The sequence below is a fragment of the Streptomyces sp. NPDC001532 genome (genome assembly GCF_040298625.1).
In the GTDB taxonomy this organism is placed as follows: domain Bacteria; phylum Actinomycetota; class Actinomycetes; order Streptomycetales; family Streptomycetaceae; genus Streptomyces.
The window spans coordinates 1-16151 of the sequence record NZ_JBEPAL010000064.1 but is presented as its reverse complement, the minus strand read 5'-3'; the positions used below and the strand labels follow the sequence as shown (position 1 = coordinate 16151).

The window sequence follows — 16151 nt, the reverse complement described above, 5'->3', positions numbered from 1 at the left end:
CCGACCATATTTCCGCAATGAAAAGCCAAACAACGCTCTCCCAGGCGCGAACACAGCAGCGCCAGGCAGAAAGTCCACGGGCTCCGCGCGCCGCGTGAGGGGTTCCCGTCGAACCGCGATGGCCGGTTTCCATGCTTGGCTTGTTCTTTTTCCCGGAAGCCAGAATTCCGCATCAATGACGCTGTGTTGCGTGATCGAGATCACATGGGCTGGCGACGGTCGAGTCTGTCCGGGTTGAGCGTTTGATGATCTTGATCATCTTGTGTCCCTGGTTACTTTTCGATTCGTTCACTGCCCTTTCACAGGTGACAGATGGGGATGGATTCGTGAGACCAGAGGAACTGCCTTCTCGGGACGAGAGAGGGCGGGTGTGGCATGAGAAAAGCCGGAGCCTGCGCTGGATTTCGGCGTCTCTTGCCGTTTTGATGTCGGTGTCGTTGATGGAGGCCGCGTCCGCGTCTGCGTCTCCGTCCGCGTCTCCGTCGCAGACGCCGGCCGAGAAGCCGAAGGCGAAGGGCGTCGCGTCGGCGGCGGACATTCCGTCGGCGAAGGTCGCGGCCAGGCTTGCCGGGCACCGAGTGGAGGCGCTCAGTGAGCGCACGGAGACGTCGACGACGTGGGTGAACAAGGACGGCAGCCTGACGACGGAGCTGTCCGCGGGCCCGGTGCGCTTCGAGCGGGACGGCGCCTGGGTGGACGTCGATGTCGACCTGCGTGAGGTCTCCGGCGGCGCCGTCGAGCCGGTCGCGCATCCGGAGAATCTGCGGCTGGCCGGCCGTACGGGTACGCCGGCGAAGTCACTGGCCGCGGCGCGGCGGTCCAAGGCCGTGGACCTGGTGACGCTGGGCGAGGGTGATCAGCAGATCACGCTGCAGTGGAAGGGCGGCCTGCCCAAGCCGAAGCTGGACGGCACGCGCGCCGAGTACGTGAACGCGGTGCCGGGCGCGGACGTGGTGGTGGAGGCGACCCGTACCGGGTTCGAGCAGTACGTCGAGATCAAGCAGCGTCCCGCCGCGGACGGCTACGCCTACACGCTGCCGCTCAAGGCCAAGGGCCTGAAGGTCAAGCAGCTGAAGAACGGCGGTGTCGAGTTCACCGACACCAAGAACAAGAAGCGGGCTGTCATGCCCGCGCCAGTGATGTGGGACGCGACCGTCGACAAGCGGTCGGGCGAGCACACCCGCCGGGTACCGGTGGCGATGAAGGTCGTCAGGACGAAGACCGGCGTGGACCTGGTGGTCACTCCGGACGCGAAGTTCCTGGCGGATCCGAAGACGAAGTTCCCGGTCACGGTGGACCCGTCGACGTCGTCGCTGTCCAACGTGTTCGACACCTATGTGCAGCAGGGCGAGACGGTCGACTGGTCGACGGACACCGAGCTGGACTTCGGCAACCCGGGCACCACGAACAGCGACGGCACGCCGCGCACCGCGCAGTCGTTCATCTCGTGGAACACGACGCCGGTCCAGGACGCGCTGATCACCAGCGCCAAGCTGAGCCTGTGGAACTTCCACTCGGGCAACCCCGACTGCAAGGCCTATCCGTGGGAGGTGTGGTCCTCGGGTGCCGCGTCCACGTCGAGCCGGTGGACGAACCGGCCGACGATGACGGCGAAGAAGGCCACCTCCACCGAGACCCGCGGCAACGCGGCGTGCACGACGGCGCCGGACGGCTGGATCAACGCCGACGTCACGACGCTGGTGCAGGAGTGGGCGTCGGCGAAGGCCACCCGCGGGCACATGGGCGTGCGGGCGACGAGCGAGTCGGTCGTCGAGCAGTGGAAGCGGGTCAACTCCGCCAACGCCGCCTCGAACCCGCCGAAGCTGGTGGTCAACTACAACTTCCGGCCGAAGACCGGGACGAAGCAGGAAGCCGGCCCGCCGTTCTTCTCCTACAGCGGCGCGTACCAGGTGAACACGGCCACGCCGACGCTGCGCGACACGTTCGTCGACACCGACGGTGACAAGGTCAACGGCACCTTCCAGATCTACGACAACGCCACCAACACGCAGGTCGGGAACGTCCTCGTCTCCAAGTACGTGGCATCGGGGTCGGCTGCGTCGGTGACGGTCCCGTCCGGTGTGCTCACCAACGGCAAGACGTACAAGTTCCGTACCAACCCCTATGACGGGACGCACTACAACACCGGCTGGTCGGCGTGGAAGACGTTCACGGTCGACACCTCCGCCCCGTCCGCCCCGTCGAAGGTCACGTCGACGGACTACCCGAGCGGGCAGTGGGTCAAGGGCGCCGGGCAGGCGGGCACGTTCACGGTGACGCCGCCGGCCGCGGACCACAACTGGCTGGAGTGGTCGCTGGACGGGGTGACCTGGACCAAGGTCGCCACCGGTGGTGCCGCGACGGCGAAGAACATCAGCGTCACCCCGCCGAAGAACGGCACCCACACCTTGCAGGTCCGCTCGGTGGACAAGGCGGACAACAAGTCCGAGGCACTGGAATACGTCTTCCATGCCGGTCCGGGCGGGTTCCTCCAGCCGTCCGAGGGCGAGCGCACCGCGCGCCGGCTGCCGCTGGTCGCCGAGGCCGAGGCCGGCAAGTACGACAAGGTGTCGTTCTCGTGGCGGCGTTCGGAGGCCGATCCGTGGGTAAGCATCCCGCCCGCCGACGTCACCTCCGGCGGCACCGCTCTGACCGCCTGGCCGGTCGCCTTGAGCGGCGGGAAGAACGCGCCGCTGGTGTGGAACGCCACCAGCACCGTCTCCCCGGACGGCACGGTCCAGATCAAGGCCGACTTCACCGGCCCGAACTCGGCGTCCTCGTCGACCCCGGCGCTCACCGTGGTCGTGGACCGCGACGCCGACGGCGCCGCCGCCTCCGAGGCCGGCCCCGGTTCCCTGAACCTGCTCACCGGTGACTACACCCTGTCGGAGACCGACGCGTCGTTCTTCGACATGTCGGTGACCCGCACCGCGTCCTCCCGCACCCCCGACCAGGGCGCCAAGCAGGAGGGCCAGGCGGCGATCTTCGGCAAGGAGTGGGTGGCCGGCACCGCGGCGGAGACGACCGAGTCCGACTACACGCACCTGCGCAAGGTCTCCGACACCGCGGTGGCCGTGGTGACGGCCGAGGGCGACGCCCTGCACTTCACCGCGAACGCCGCGAAGACCGGCTGGGTCCCCGAGCCCGGTGCGGAGGACCTAGTCCTCAAGGGCAGCGTGACCTCGACGTCGTTCACCCTGTCCGACACCGAGGGCACGGTGACCACGTTCACCAAGCCTGCCGCGGCCGCCACCACGTGGCAGGTCTCCAGCACCCTGCTGGAAGGCCTGTCGAACTCCACCACCAAGGTGGTGTCGGAGACGGTGACCGTGGACGGCAAGGTCCTGGCCCGCCCCAAGCGGATCATCGCCCCGACCTCGGCGGTCACCAGCGCGACCTGCGAGACCACCCCGACGACCAAGGGCTGCCGGGTGCTGGAGTTCGTCTACGCGACGTCCACCACCGCCACCGGAACCGACACCGACGCCCAGTTCGGTGACTTCACCGGCCAGGTCAAGCAGATCAAGCTGTACTCCACCCAGCCGGGCGCCACCGCCGTCACCGCGACCGCCGTCGCCTCCTACCGCTACGACTCCTCGGGCCGGCTGCGCCAGACCTGGGACCCGCGGATCGGACAGCAGGCCGAGACCCAGTACGCCTACGACGAAGGCCGCATCACCTGGATGCAGCCGCCCGGCGAACTGCCTTACACCTTCACCTACGGCAACGCCGGCAGCGGCACCGCCCCCGGTGACGGCATGCTGCTGAAGGTCACCCGCGACGCCCTGAAGCAGGGCACCGCGGACACGGTGGAAGGCCAGGCGGTCACCAGCATCGTCTACGGCGTCCCGCTGACCGGCACCAAGGCACCGCACGCGATGGGTGCCTCCGACACCGCCGCCTGGGGCCAGCTCGACACTCCCAGCGACGCCACCGCCGTCTTCCCGGCCGACTCCGTGCCCGCCACCCACGACGGCGGAGCCCTGACCGCCGGCGGCTACGGCCGGGCGACCGTCCACTACCTCAACGCCTCCGGCCGCGAGGTGAACACCGCCTCGCCGGGCAAGTCCATCACTACCACCGAGTACGACCGGTTCGGCAACACGATCCGTGAACTGACCGCCGGCAACCGCGAACTCGCGCTAGGCGCCACGGACGTCGACAAGGACACGCTCACCGACCTCGGCATCATCTCCCGGTCCTCCTCCGAGCGGGCCCAGGAACTGTCGACCACCTCCCTCTACAACGAGACCGGCACCCGTGAGCTGGAGGAGTTCGGGCCGCTGCACCGTGTCGACCTCACCGAGGACCTCAAGGACGGCACCACCGTCCTGGTCGCGGCCGGCACCTCCGTGCCCGCCCGCGCCTGGACGGTCAAGGAGTACGACACCGGCCGCCCGACCGACGGCACCGCCACCGTCAAGGACCAGGTCACCCTGCAGATCACCGGTGCACGGGTCCGCGACTACTCCTCGGTCATGGGCGACAAGCGAGTCAACGAAACCCAGTACGACTGGGCCAAGGGCCTGCCCACTCTCACCATCCAGGACTCCGGCGGCCTGAACCTGACCACCACCACGGCCTACGACGCCCAGGGCCGCGTCACCTCCCAGTCGCTGCCCGGCTCCACCGGCTCCGACGCCACGACCCGCATCACCGAGTACTGGACCGGCACCGGCACCGGCTCGTGCCAGGGCCGCCCCGAGTGGGCCGACCAGATCTGCTGGACCGGACCGGCCGGCGCGATCACCGGCGGCGGCTCCAACCCGGCCGACCTGCCCGACACCACCACCGAATACGACTACTACGGCCAGCCCGCCACCGTCACCGACACCTCGGGCAGCCAGACCCGCACCACGACCACCACCTACGACGCCGCCGGCCGTCCCGAGAAGACCATGGTCACCGGCACCCTCGGTCAGGCCGTCCCCGACGTGACCACCGAGTACGACCCGGTCACCGGCAAGGTCGTCAAGACCACCTCGACCAGCGGCGGCACCATCACCCGGGCCTACGACAAGCTGGGCCGGCTCATCTCCTACACCGACGCCGACGGCGGAAAGACGACCACCGAGTACGACAAGCTCGACCGGCCGGTCAAGACCAGCGACACCGTCCCCTCGACGGTGACCTACACCTACGACCACACCGCCGAACCCCGCGGCCTGGTCACCAGGACCAGCGACTCCATCGCCGGTGACTTCTCCGCCACCTACGACGCGGACGGATCCGTCACCAGCGAAAAGCTCCCCGGCGGCTACACCCTGAACGTCACCGAGGACCCCACCGGCGCCGCCACCACCCGCGCCTACACCCGCGACAGCGACGGAACGTCCGTGTACACCGACACCGTCACCGAGAACGTCCACGGACAGGCCGCCAGCCACCAGGGCTGGTCCGCCCAGGAGTACACCTACGACAAGGCCGGCCGCCTCACGGGCACCGACGACACCGTCGGCGAGGTCTGCACCCGCCGCACCTACACCTTCGACAAGCGCTCCAACCGCTCCACCCTGGCCACGGTCACCGCGGCCTCCGGCAGCGCCTGCACCTCCACCGGCGCCACCACCACGACCTACACCTACGACAGCGCCGACCGCCTCGTGAACTCCGGCTACACCTACGACGCGTTCGGCCGCACCACCGCCCTGCCGGGCAGCACCCACGGCTACTACACCAACGACCTCGCCTACCAGCAGACCTCGAACGGCAAGCGGCAGACCTGGCAGCTCGACGCCGCCCTGCGCTTCCGCTCCTGGAAGGTCGAAACCGGCAGCGGCACCACCTGGACCCAGACCGCGGCCAAGACCAACCACTACGACAGCGACAGCGACAACCCTCGCTGGATCACCGAGGACACCACCACCGGCGCCCTGACCCGCAACGTCGACGGCACCTCCGGCGACCTCGCCGCCACCACCAGCAAGACCGGCGACACGGTCCTCCAGCTCACCACCATCCACGGCGACGTCGCCCTCCAGCTACCGCTGGACGCCACCAAGGCACCCACCGCCCTGGACAGCGACGAATACGGCAACCCCCGCCCCGGACAGGCGGCCACCCGCTACAACTGGCTCGGCGCCAAGCAGCGCTCCACCGAGACCCTCACCGGCCTCACCCTCATGGGCGCCCGCCTGTACAACCCCGCCACCGGACGCTTCCTGTCCCTCGACCCCGTCTACGGCGGCGGCGCCAACGCCTACGGCTACCCTGCCGATCCCATCAACCAGTACGACCTCGACGGCAAGCGGTGGACCTGGAAGTTCTGGCGGTGGAAGAAGGTGCGCCGCGCCGGAGCGCGCGCCCTGGGCTACGGGCTCGCGGGCGTGAGCCGCTACATGGGCTACAAGTGCGGTTATCGCTACGGCATGCGAGTCTGCCGCGGGGGATGGGGTCTGCACGCGCGCGGTGGCACCACGCTCGGCACCACCTACTTCACGTCGAACAACCGCTCCTACATCACGCGCGACCGCATCAATCACGAGAAGCGGCACAGGTCTCAGTGGCTGCGCTACGGTCTTGGCTTCGGCATCCGATACCTGCGCGCGGGAGCGAACCCTTGCCGCAACCGGTGGGAGCGCGGGGCGGGATGGAGAAGCGGAGGTTACCGGTGCTGACCCGTTCGAGCCGACGCGCGCCCGGCGCGTCCATGGCCGTGGCGGTCTCCGTTCTCCTGCTCGGAGCACTGAGCACGTCCTGCGATCAGGTCCCGGAACACCCGGGCGACGACAGTCTGGTGCTCGGCTTCCGCGTCACGGACACGTCCGTGCAGGTCAAGGTACCTGTCTGTGCCGGTGAAAAACTGGACCGTGTCGAGGTCTGGGATCCCGGCAGCGAGACACGGAAGGAGAAGCTGCTGTGGTGGGGTGAGGGGCCCACAGGGGAGGCCGCTGCCGACGGGCTGATCACGCTGTGGTCGCCGACCGAGTACCGCAAGGCTGCCACGTCGGACAAGCCCGCCAAGCTGCCGTCGCCGGTGGACGTGTCCGTCACCTATGCCCACCAGGACGACAGTGTCGGGGATCTCGTCGACCTCGAAGAGGCGGCGAAGCACCCCTTGACGGAGGACCGGTACTGGACCATCCAGGGCAAGACCATGACCGCACGGGCGATCGACGAGCAACTGTCCTGCGGGACGACGTCGGGATGACCCTGCCGTGAGGACAACCATTGCCGCACAGCCGACCCTGGCTGTGCGGCAATGCCATTCCTGACGGCGGTCAGACGTCGTCATACGACGTGACGGCGCGGGAGACATCCGGGTCTCTTCGGAGGCCGGCCGCTGCCCGGGGCTCCTTTCGGTTCACTGCTCGGAGTGGGCCTGCCCGTTTCGTGTGCCGGTGGCGCTCGACAGCGGGCGCGCCTGCGTCATCTCCGCGAACCACCAGATACCGGCGACCACGCAGGACCACAGCAGGCCTTTCAGTGCTGCTGTCGGCCAAGGCGACTGCTCCGCCCACCGTTCCACGGCAGCCAAAGCCATCCAGCTGATCAGCAGGACGCACATAACCCGTACACGTCGGTGCTTGAACATGTGCGCCCGGCTACCCACGCCCGGACTGATCACACCGTCTCGCAGCCGCCGCAGATGGACACCGGTGCTGTCGACGAGCCGCGGGCCCGGCAGCGCGGGGGCCCGCTTGGGACAGCGATATCGGGGCACGCGCCAGTGCATGCAAGGAATCCAGACACTTGCCATGGCCGCCGCTCACGGACGATCGCCCGGACTGCGGGTGGGGGCGTCTCACCGGCGGGCTGGGGGACGGCACCGGCGCTCCGGACGGCGCCGGGGCAGGTGGCACCGCCGGCTTCTGGTCTACCGAGACATCGAACTGCTGTCATCTCCCGCTGTCCAGGGGGAGGGTGAGGACTGTTTGCTGCTGGTGCACATCCGCAAGGTGGTCGGGCGGGTGACGTACCGGACGTGCGATCGGTGTGCCGAGGGTGTGATCACCGATGTGATCCTCGACGAACCGTTCTGTGACAGCTGGCTGGGTACCAGGGCGCTTTCGCATCTGCGTTCGCGGTATCCGGGCGTCACCTGGCGCACCACGCTCGACCGTCGCCTCACCCGTGATCTGCTGCGGCGGATGCGCGTGCCCGAGGCAGTCGCCGGGACGAGCTGCCCCCACGTGCTGTCGGCTGCCGCTGGCCCTCTCGGTGGTTGAGCGGACACGGACGGAGGAGTAACGAGTGAGAGGTTTCCGGAGTTTCATCCTGCGTGGCAATGTCGTCGACTTGGCGGTCGGCATTGTCATCGGCGCGGCCTTCACCGCCGTCGTGAACGGCTTCGTCCGGGCCTTTCTGACTCCGCTGGTCGGACTGGCGTCCGGGGTCACCGGCGATTTCGGCCGCAAGACCTTCACCGTCGGCAAGACCGAATTTCCCTACGGCGCGTTCGTCAATGCCACGATCAGTTTCCTTCTGGTCGCCGCCGCGCTGTACTTCCTCGTGGTTCTGCCGGTGAACAAGCTGCACGAGCGCTTCGCACCCAAGCACGACGTCCAGGCACCCAAGCGCGAATGCCCCGAATGCCTCAGCCCGATACCCACCGAGGCACGCCGCTGCGCCTCTTGCACCAGCCCTCTCCCCGCCCTACCGGCACAGGCCGCGGCATCCAGGACCGGTGAGTGACAGCAGCGTCTCAAGGCGCGGGAGCTGTAGCCATCCGTTGCAGCGGAAAACCCCGGGGACAGGGCCTTACGGGGTGACGATCGGGAAGCCGGGGTCGGGCTGCGTGACGTTGGAGAAGAGGCGGGCGAGGAGGGCGGGGTCGCCGTCGGTGGTAATGCGCCGACGCCCTTGCCCGCAAGGACGCCGAGGAACTGCGGCTTGGTGAGGGTGAGAGTGAGGCCGACGGGGGTGCGGGGCGCGCCGGCGAGGGTGCGGTGGGTGAGGGCGCCGTTGTGGAGGGTGAGGCGGTGGCGGGCGTTCTCGTCGGTGAGGGCGAGGCCGAGCGTGAGGTCCTCGTGCCAGGCGCGGGGGCCGTCGATGCGGACGGCGATGGAGTCGAGGAGCATGTCGGTGGTCAGCGCCATCGCCATCTCGGGGTTGGCGGTGTCGAGCAGGGTGGCGTTCGCGCCGTGGCGCAGTTCCAAGGCGGAGGTGAGGTGGAAGTTGCGCCAGGTGCCGTTCTCGGCGCCATGGCCGAGGCGGTCATGGACATCCGCGAGGTATCCCGTGGCCTCGGTGTCGCCGGGGTCGGCGAAGACGATGTGGTTGAGGAGGGTGGCGGCGAAGCGGAGGTCGCCCCGCTCGATGTAGGCGCGGGCTTTGGCGACCTGCCCGGTGCCGACCCCGGCAGGTACAGCCACCCCTCGCAGGAGCCACGTTGAAGCCACAAAGCGCCCATGCACCCCTGGTGGCGCCTCAGATGCCGTTGGCGGTCGAGGTGTTGCGCGAAACTGCACGCTGCCTGCTGGCGGGCGACGCCGAAGTCACCTCCGACGAGGAGCTGCAGACGCTGACGCTCCGGCTGCGCGGGCACCTCATCCTCGCCGTCCCCGTCGTCGAGGAGCTGGCCGATCGCCTGCCTGAGCACGACGTGCCGCGGGCCTGCGCCTATGCGAGTGTCATGCGGGCGCGTGCCCGCCTGCGCCTGGAGCCCGGCCGGAGCATGCCGCAGCGGGTGAAACACGCTGTGCAGCTCGCCCGCTCGGTCGACTCCCTGTGCGACCACTACGAGAATCTCAGCGACGAGCAGCCCGACGTCCTCGACGAGAGCCGGGCCGCCCTCCTTGTGTGGTGGAACCACTGCCTGGGCTGCCGGACCTGTTCTGCCCTCGACGACGCCGACGCGAACGCGAACCTCCCGTGCACGGACGCCGACCAGCTCTACCAGGCCTACCGGCGGGCGAGCTCCGCCGAGGCCGGCCGCTCCACCGCGGGAAGCCGGAGGTGACCGGCGGCACCGGCATCGCCCCGCCGAGCGGCGCCCCGCCGAGCGGCGCGGGGGCTCATAATCGCCAAGGTGACCAGCTCGGCATCGCTGAGCTGCGGCGCGATGCCCACGGCCGGCCGCCAGGGGGCGAGCTGCGGTGAATCCTTCAGTAGATTGTCGGTCGTGACGTAAAGGGCGGTCGCGAGGGAGTCCAGCTCTGTCTTCACACACCGACGTCGGCCTCCCTCGTCGCATGCGCGCAGACGATGTCCCGAAATCGATCACCTATGTGGTCGTGCGTCTGCGGGCCAGTTCCTTGCCCTCCTCGATCAGCGCGTCAGCCGCCAGCAGGCGCGGCAGTAGGTCCGGTTCGAGTGTCATCGCGCGGAAGACAAGCGCGACGGTCACATCGTGGTCGGGCCGGTAAGCGATTTCGACGGGGTCGAAAACCCGGATGTCTCCCGGCTCGATCACGCGCAGATACGCTCCCGGCACCGCGGCCTGGGTAAACCGCTTGATCCAGCCCTCTCGCTGCAGCCAGCCCTGGAACGTCGCGCATGGGATCCGCGCGCACGACACCTCCAGGACCACGTCTGGCCCGATGCGCCAACGTTCACCGATCAGCGCGCCGTTGACGTCGACGCCGAGGGTCGTGAGATTCTCCCCGAAGACGCCGTTGGCAAGCGGCCCGCCCAGCTCGGCCTCCCACCTGTCGAGATCTTCGCGGGCATAGGCGTAGACGGCCTGGTCGGAACCGCCGTGGTGCTTCACGTCGTAGACGCGGTCGCCTACGAGACCGACCTCGCCGGTGCCCTTGGGCCCGGGCGCGATGACGGCAACCGGGCCGTCAACAGGCCGCTTGTCGATGCCCGTCGCGCTGAGGCCCTTCCACGGGTTGGGTCGGGGCTTGCCGATATTGACGGAGAGCAGCTTCACGCGCGCGACAGTACGATCCTCTGCACGCCAGGGCGACTCATTTCCCCGCCAACCCTTTGGAACCGATCATCTAGGCCGTGTTTGAGAAGCCGGTGCGGAGGCAGGCGCCTTCGTGCTCCGCAGTCCGGTCTGGTGGATGCGAAGCGGATGATGGCTCGGTGACGAACATCAGTGACGACCACGTGAAGGTTCATTGTGCGCTGGTGCGGTGCATCGGGTGCACCGGTTCACACACCGACGATTTGTGCTGAGGCATACCCGGCCGATGCGGGGTAGGCGCTGGGGCAGCGGGTCAGCGTGTCCCGGTCGCCCGGTCTGCTGCTTCCTGCCATTCGGCGAGGCTGCGTCGTGTGGCGAGGACATGAAGATGCTCGGGGCCGTGTACTGCGGTCATGGACTCCAGCAGGTCCTTGAGGGCTGTTGCGGCACCGGCGGGATCTCCCGAGCGGCCTCGTGAAGTGGCGAAGTTGTGCTGGGTGACAAGCGTCTCGGGGTGGTGCGGGCCGAACACCCGGATGAAGTCCGCCAGTACGTCCCGCAGAGCGGCGGTGGCGGTGGCCACATCGCCTGCCCTTCCCCGCCAGGTGGCCAGGTTGCGGCGGGTGACGAGGGTATCGGGGGCGTCATGGCCCGACAGGCGCGTGCGAACCGCAAGGACTTCCTCCAGGTCGTCCGCAGCTGCGGACGCGTCTCCCGCCATAGCCCGCGCGTTGGCGAGCATTTCGCGCGTGGCGAGGGTCTCGGGGTGCTCGGGGCCGAAGAGCTGGACCTTGTCTCTCAATGCCTCCCGCAGGGCGGTGACGGCCCCGGCCGAGTCGCCCGCCTGATCTTGCCAGATAGCGATCTGAGAGCGGGTTTCCAGGACGTGCGGATGGTCGGGTTCGAGGGTGCTCAGCAGGTCTGCCAGAAGTTCCTTGTACGCATCGGCGGCTCCGGCTGCGTCTCCCGCCATGCCCCGCCAGTGAGCCAGGCGGTGACGGACCAGGACAACCTCCGGATGGGCTGGAGCGAAAAGCCGTGTCGTCGTCTGGAGTAGCTTCCGGAATGCGTCCACGGCGCCTGCTGCGTCTCCCGCGTCTCCCCGGCAGTCGGCCAGCTGACGTTGGACGGTGAGGAGCATAGGGTCCTCGGGGTCGCGCAGTCGTTCGAGATCAGTGAGCAGGTGCTGGAAGGTCACGGTGGCCCCGGCCGTGTCTCCCTCCAGCTCTTTGTTGATCGCGAGGTATTGACGGGTAGTGAGGGTGTGGGGGTGGACCGGTCCGAGGACTTGACCCATTCTCTGCGCCACCTGCTCCAGGATGACAGTGGCCTCCGCCGCTTCCCCCAGCTCTCCCTGCCACCGGGCGAGGGTGCCGCGGCCGAGGAGCGTGCGGTAGTCGTCGGGCCCCAGCGCTTCAGTCATTTCCTGAATCAGCCGTGCGAGGTCGGTGACGGCCCCAGTGACATCCCCCGTGCTCATCCGCCAAAGCGCCAGGTTGTAGCGGACGGTCAGGGTGTGGGAATGGCTGTGGCCTAGTGACTGGTTCATCTCCTCCACCAGTACTTCCAGATCAGCGACGGCGCCCGCTGCGTCCCCGTTCTCGCCCCGCCAGTAGGCATGGTTGGCGCGCGCAGTGAGGGTGGTGATACTGGCTTCCCCCGAGACGGAGGCCATGTCCTCCCGCACCGCCTCCAGCTCGGCGATGGCATCGGTGACGTTCCCCTCCCGGCCTCGCCAATGAGCGAGGTTCTGGCGCGCGATCAGGGTGTCCGGGTGCTTGCCGCCCAGACGGTGCCGGATGGTGTCGGCAAGACGCTCGTAGTAGTCCACGGCAGCGGTGATATGGCCGGTGGCCCCCAAGCTGGTCCCAGCGCGGAACAGCACCACATGGGCACCGTCGGCGGGCCGGCACAGAGCGTCCTCGGCATGCCGAACAAGGGCATACGAGTTGGCGCGCAGGGACAGAGCGAGGTCGGTGTCACGTTCGTTGTCGGGCCAGACGGCGAGCAGAGCGTCGGCGGCGGTGCGCGCGGTCTGATCATGCTGGTCGGGGGTGTGGGTGTCGCGGGTGGCGCGCTGGATGAGCTGGTGGACGCGGACGGGCTGAAGGGTGGTGTCGGGTTGGTGGTCGACGAGGCTGAGCCGGTGCAGTGCCCGCAGGGCGCCCACCGCGTCCCTGGGGGAGACAGGACTCGTTTCCGGGACGGGGCAGGTTGCGGTGCGGTGCGCGGCGAGGTGGGCGCGGGCCGGCTCACTGGTCAGGACGGACTGGGGAATGCCGTTGGCATCGAGCAGGGCGGCCAGGTGGAGCATGGGCCGCGCCAGGCCGGCAGGGCGCAGGGTGTCGGCGCGTTCGATGGACAGGGACCATGCGGCGGCGAGGACGGTGGCCTGCTCGTCGGGCAGTGAGTCGGGGGCCAGGTGGGCGAGTTTCGTGGCGCGGTCGGCCAGCAGGGTGCGATAGCCGGCGGCGGTCTCACTGGAGTCGATGAGATAGGCGGCGGCCTGGGCCAGGGCCAGGGGCAGGTGCCCGAGGTCGACGCCGAGGGCGGTGAGCTGGTCGGCGGGCTCACTGCGGCCTTGGGCGTGCAGGGCGGCCGTGAGGTAGGCGAGCGACTCGTCAGGGGTGAACAGGCCGACCTCGATGCGCTTGCGGCCGTCTCCGAACAGGGCGGCGTCGCGGCGGCGGGTGGTGAGCAGGGTCCGGCCGTGCGGGCTGGCAGGTGGCCATAAGCTGAAGCGGCTGCCGGTATCGCCGGCGTGGACGATGAGGTCGTTGGGGTCGGCGACGTCGTCGAGGACCACCAGCCACCGGCACGGCCGCTGCCCGGGCCGGTGGGCCAGCGAGGCCAGGAACTGTCTGGCGGCCTGCTCGGGGTGCTCGGGGTCGGCCCGGCACAGCTCGACGCCGGCCTGCGCGTACGCGCTCACCACCGCCGACTGGGCACTCGCGGTGACCCACACCAGGACGTCCACAGCGCCCTCATCCCAAGCTGCGCGGGCGTAGTCGGCGGCGAGCTGGGTCTTGCCGACCCCACCCATCCCGGTCAGCACCTGGGACAGCACGGCGGTGCCCCCGGCCTCGACCGCCGCACTCAGCCGGCCCGCCTCCTTGCGGTGCTGGAACGACCGGGCCTTGGACGGGATCACTCCGACCCGGTGCGGCCAGGAGGCTGGTTCCCGGGGCGCACGCTGCACGATCACCTTGTCCACGTAGCCGCTGTTAGCGAACCCGTCGATAGCCACCGCGTCCCCGGTACCGGACACGTGGACCGAGACGGGGGACTGCGAGCTGGTTCCCGGGGCCGGGCCGGTGTAGCCGGTTACAGCTATCGCATCGCCGGTGTTCTCGGCGTTGCCCGTGCCTGTCACGGTCACTTTCGGCTCGGGCTCCTCCCGAGCCCTTTCCGGTGCCTTCGCCATGGGTGCGGACCTCTAGTTCGAGTAGTCGATACCGGAGACGGAGTTCTCACCGCTGGCATCGCCGGTCCGCTCGGCCGTGGCCAAGCCACGGCCCCGGCCGCGGGGCCGCCGGATGCCGGTGACGCCACCGCGGCTAGCGGTCCCGGTCCGGACGGCCCTGTCGACGGGACCAGCGAAGGACGGACGCTGGAACAGGGCCCAGACGAGGGCGGCAACGCCGACAGCGGCCTGGACGGTAGCCCCGACGAACTGCCCCGCACCGGGGCTGTCCAAGAGCCAGACCAGCGGCGTAGACACCATGCCCACCACCGCCAGCACAGTGACAGTGATTCTTCCTCCACGCGACACAGCGATCCCCCTCGCCCCGGCATGTCCGCCATCAAACGGCTGACGGCTCGCCGCTTCGCATTGTCCCCCTGGGCTACGTGTTCTGTCCGCCATTCCAGCAGCTCTTGTAGAACGGCGGAGTGGTCAGAGGGCGGGCCGTGCCGCGGCGGCCTGGCCGGCTGGTGCCGGGCCTGCCCAGTCCATGCCGAGCTCTGCGCGGCGAGCGGTGTTCAGGAGCGGTTTTTCTGATCAGTAGTTGGTGCTCTGGCCTGCACTGATCAGCTTGTGGTGTTGTGGTGAGTGGGGGAGTGCCAGTGGCTGCGTGCAGCCCCCTGCGCACAGGCCGCCCCCGCCCCCGCGCCTGCTGTTCACGGCCATGGCCTCCCTGTCCTGGGGGGCGTCCTTGACCCCCTCCTGGGCAGTTCGGGTGGCGGCGGCCTGTCCAACCCGAGCAACTCGATCAGTACCCTGCTTCCCAACGGAATCCTTGGCGGTTGACCAATCGCGCCAGGGCTGGCACGGCCCCAGCTCCGCTGGTGGTTGCCGGCAATCCTCGGGAAGCGGACTGCCGGGGGACGGTTTGTGGTCGGCAGTTCGAGAGCGCGGGGTCGTCTGGTTGGTGAAGGGCGTTGTCGTTCGCTCCACCCACAGAGCGAGAGCCGCAGGACCTCGCTGGAACGCCTGCTGTGCCTTGCCCTGGACTTGTTCGCCGCGCGCCTGGCGACCGGGGCGGGAGACGGCGCCTCAAGCGGCTTGACGTCCAGCGTGGACAGCCGCTCCTGTTGCTCGGAAAGAAGCTGCGCCCAGGTGCCCAGTTGCTTTGCCGCTCCAGCCGTTTGCCCAGGTCGTCGCCCTCGAACAGCACCCCACTCTCGCTGACCGTCGGAAGGGAGCGACGGCGTGCCGTGGGCGCTTGAGCTGTCCTTCGCCGGCCAATAAGGCTTACGGGCTCTTAGTGCCCTCCGACGGGCTCGCGCCACGCCTTGGGCCGGAGCGGAGGACGCCCTTCCCGGTCGGGCGCGCACAGCGCTGTTGTCGGATTCCCGGGAGCGACGTAACGCGGCGGTGTTCGGGCAGGACACGGGCCCGGGAGCGTGGCGGACACGGCCCTGGTCCGAGCCCGTGTACAACGTCTCCGGCCGCCGTGGCTCAGGAGTAGGTCATCGGGCAGCCGTACCGCAGGGAGTGCTGCGCGGCGCGCAGGTTGAGTGCCACGTAGAACGCCGCGTCGCGGTCCTCGGCCCACGGTCCCGGCCGCACCCGGGCGGTCCGCTCCGCCCCGCCGTCGAGGAACCACAGGCTGAGTGCGAGGTTCTCGCCCGCCGGTATCGCGTCCACGGGCAGTGCAACCGCATCGGCCAGCCGCTGGGCCAGGGCGAGCACCCGCGAGGCCCCGGCGACCGTTGTCTCCTCGCCGGAGTACGCGGTGCCGACGGGAAGCACGATCTCCTCATCCAGCGCGTACGGCACCAGCACGCTCCAGTCGAGGAGGGCCGACAGATCCGCGTCCGTCAGCAGCGTCCTGCACAGCGCCACGAAGCCGTCCATGGACGGGCTGACCTTCTCCTCGAACCAGCCCGGCGCCTGCCGTGCGACCTGCCCGAA

Annotated in this window: 9 protein-coding genes and 2 pseudogenes; 5 read left to right on the top strand and 6 right to left on the bottom strand. The window is 69.1% G+C overall.

All coding sequences use genetic code 11. From position 1 onward, the window contains the following. Positions 1-425 precede the first annotated feature (425 nt). Both ABT232_RS35885 and ABT232_RS35880 read left to right on the top strand, forming a co-directional pair. A complete protein-coding gene (locus ABT232_RS35885) occupies positions 426-6617 on the top strand; it encodes a DNRLRE domain-containing protein (protein WP_351848299.1) in 6192 nt (2063 codons plus the stop codon). Further along, on the top strand, positions 6590-7150 hold the full coding sequence (locus ABT232_RS35880) for a hypothetical protein (RefSeq protein WP_351848298.1): 561 nt from the start codon (positions 6590-6592) through the stop codon (positions 7148-7150). Before ABT232_RS35885 ends, ABT232_RS35880 begins: the two co-directional genes overlap by 28 nt. Before the next feature lie 153 nt (positions 7151-7303). On the opposite strand, the gene ABT232_RS35875 is transcribed toward ABT232_RS35880, so the two are convergent. Continuing rightward, complete coding sequence (locus tag ABT232_RS35875; protein WP_351848296.1) at positions 7304-7675, bottom strand: hypothetical protein; 372 nt, start codon at positions 7673-7675, stop codon at positions 7304-7306. Between the two features lie 208 nt (positions 7676-7883). Here ABT232_RS35875 and ABT232_RS35870 point away from each other — a divergent pair, with 208 nt between their 5' ends. Together ABT232_RS35870 and mscL are read left to right on the top strand one after the other, a co-directional pair. Continuing rightward, a complete protein-coding gene (locus ABT232_RS35870) occupies positions 7884-8168 on the top strand; it encodes an N-acetyltransferase (RefSeq protein WP_351848338.1) in 285 nt (94 codons plus the stop codon). A gap of 25 nt (positions 8169-8193) precedes the next feature. Further along, positions 8194-8634, top strand: a complete 441-nt coding sequence (gene mscL, locus ABT232_RS35865; RefSeq protein ID WP_351848293.1) for a large conductance mechanosensitive channel protein MscL — start codon at positions 8194-8196, stop codon at positions 8632-8634. Between the two features lie 224 nt (positions 8635-8858). On the opposite strand, the pseudogene ABT232_RS35860 reads toward mscL, so the two are convergent. After that, positions 8859-9314 (bottom strand): annotated as a pseudogene (locus ABT232_RS35860) (alkyl sulfatase dimerization domain-containing protein); the annotation flags it as partial. 80 nt (positions 9315-9394) lie between these two features. On the opposite strand from ABT232_RS35860, the gene ABT232_RS35855 reads away from it, so the two are divergent. After that, entirely contained in the window at positions 9395-9901 is a 507-nt protein-coding gene (locus tag ABT232_RS35855) for a DUF6415 family natural product biosynthesis protein (protein WP_351848290.1), read from the top strand. Positions 9902-9957: 56 nt separating this feature from the next. On the opposite strand, the pseudogene ABT232_RS35850 reads toward ABT232_RS35855, so the two are convergent. The 4 genes and pseudogenes from ABT232_RS35850 to ABT232_RS35835 form a co-directional block, all read right to left on the bottom strand. Continuing rightward, positions 9958-10107: pseudogene (locus ABT232_RS35850) on the bottom strand (IS982 family transposase); the annotation flags it as partial. A 58-nt stretch (positions 10108-10165) separates the two neighbouring features. After that, a complete protein-coding gene (locus tag ABT232_RS35845) occupies positions 10166-10816 on the bottom strand; it encodes an MOSC domain-containing protein (protein WP_351848288.1) in 651 nt (216 codons plus the stop codon). 292 nt (positions 10817-11108) lie between these two features. Beyond that, on the bottom strand, positions 11109-14219 hold the full coding sequence (locus tag ABT232_RS35840; protein ID WP_351848285.1) for a tetratricopeptide repeat protein: 3111 nt from the start codon (positions 14217-14219) through the stop codon (positions 11109-11111). A 1476-nt stretch (positions 14220-15695) separates the two neighbouring features. Beyond that, positions 15696-16151, bottom strand: a 456-nt coding sequence (locus ABT232_RS35835; protein ID WP_351848283.1) for a hypothetical protein, incomplete at its 5' end; no start/stop codon positions are given.

Excerpts from the sequence above, each read along its gene's own strand:
- ABT232_RS35885 (WP_351848299.1), top strand. The coding sequence starts at position 426 with ATGTCGGTGTCGTTGATGGAGGCCGCGTCCGCGTCTGCGTCTCCGTCC.
- ABT232_RS35840 (WP_351848285.1), bottom strand. The coding sequence starts at position 14,219 with ATGGCGAAGGCACCGGAAAGGGCTCGGGAGGAGCCCGAGCCGAAAGTG.
- ABT232_RS35875 (WP_351848296.1), bottom strand. The coding sequence starts at position 7,675 with ATGCACTGGCGCGTGCCCCGATATCGCTGTCCCAAGCGGGCCCCCGCG.
- ABT232_RS35880 (WP_351848298.1), top strand. The coding sequence starts at position 6,590 with ATGGAGAAGCGGAGGTTACCGGTGCTGACCCGTTCGAGCCGACGCGCG.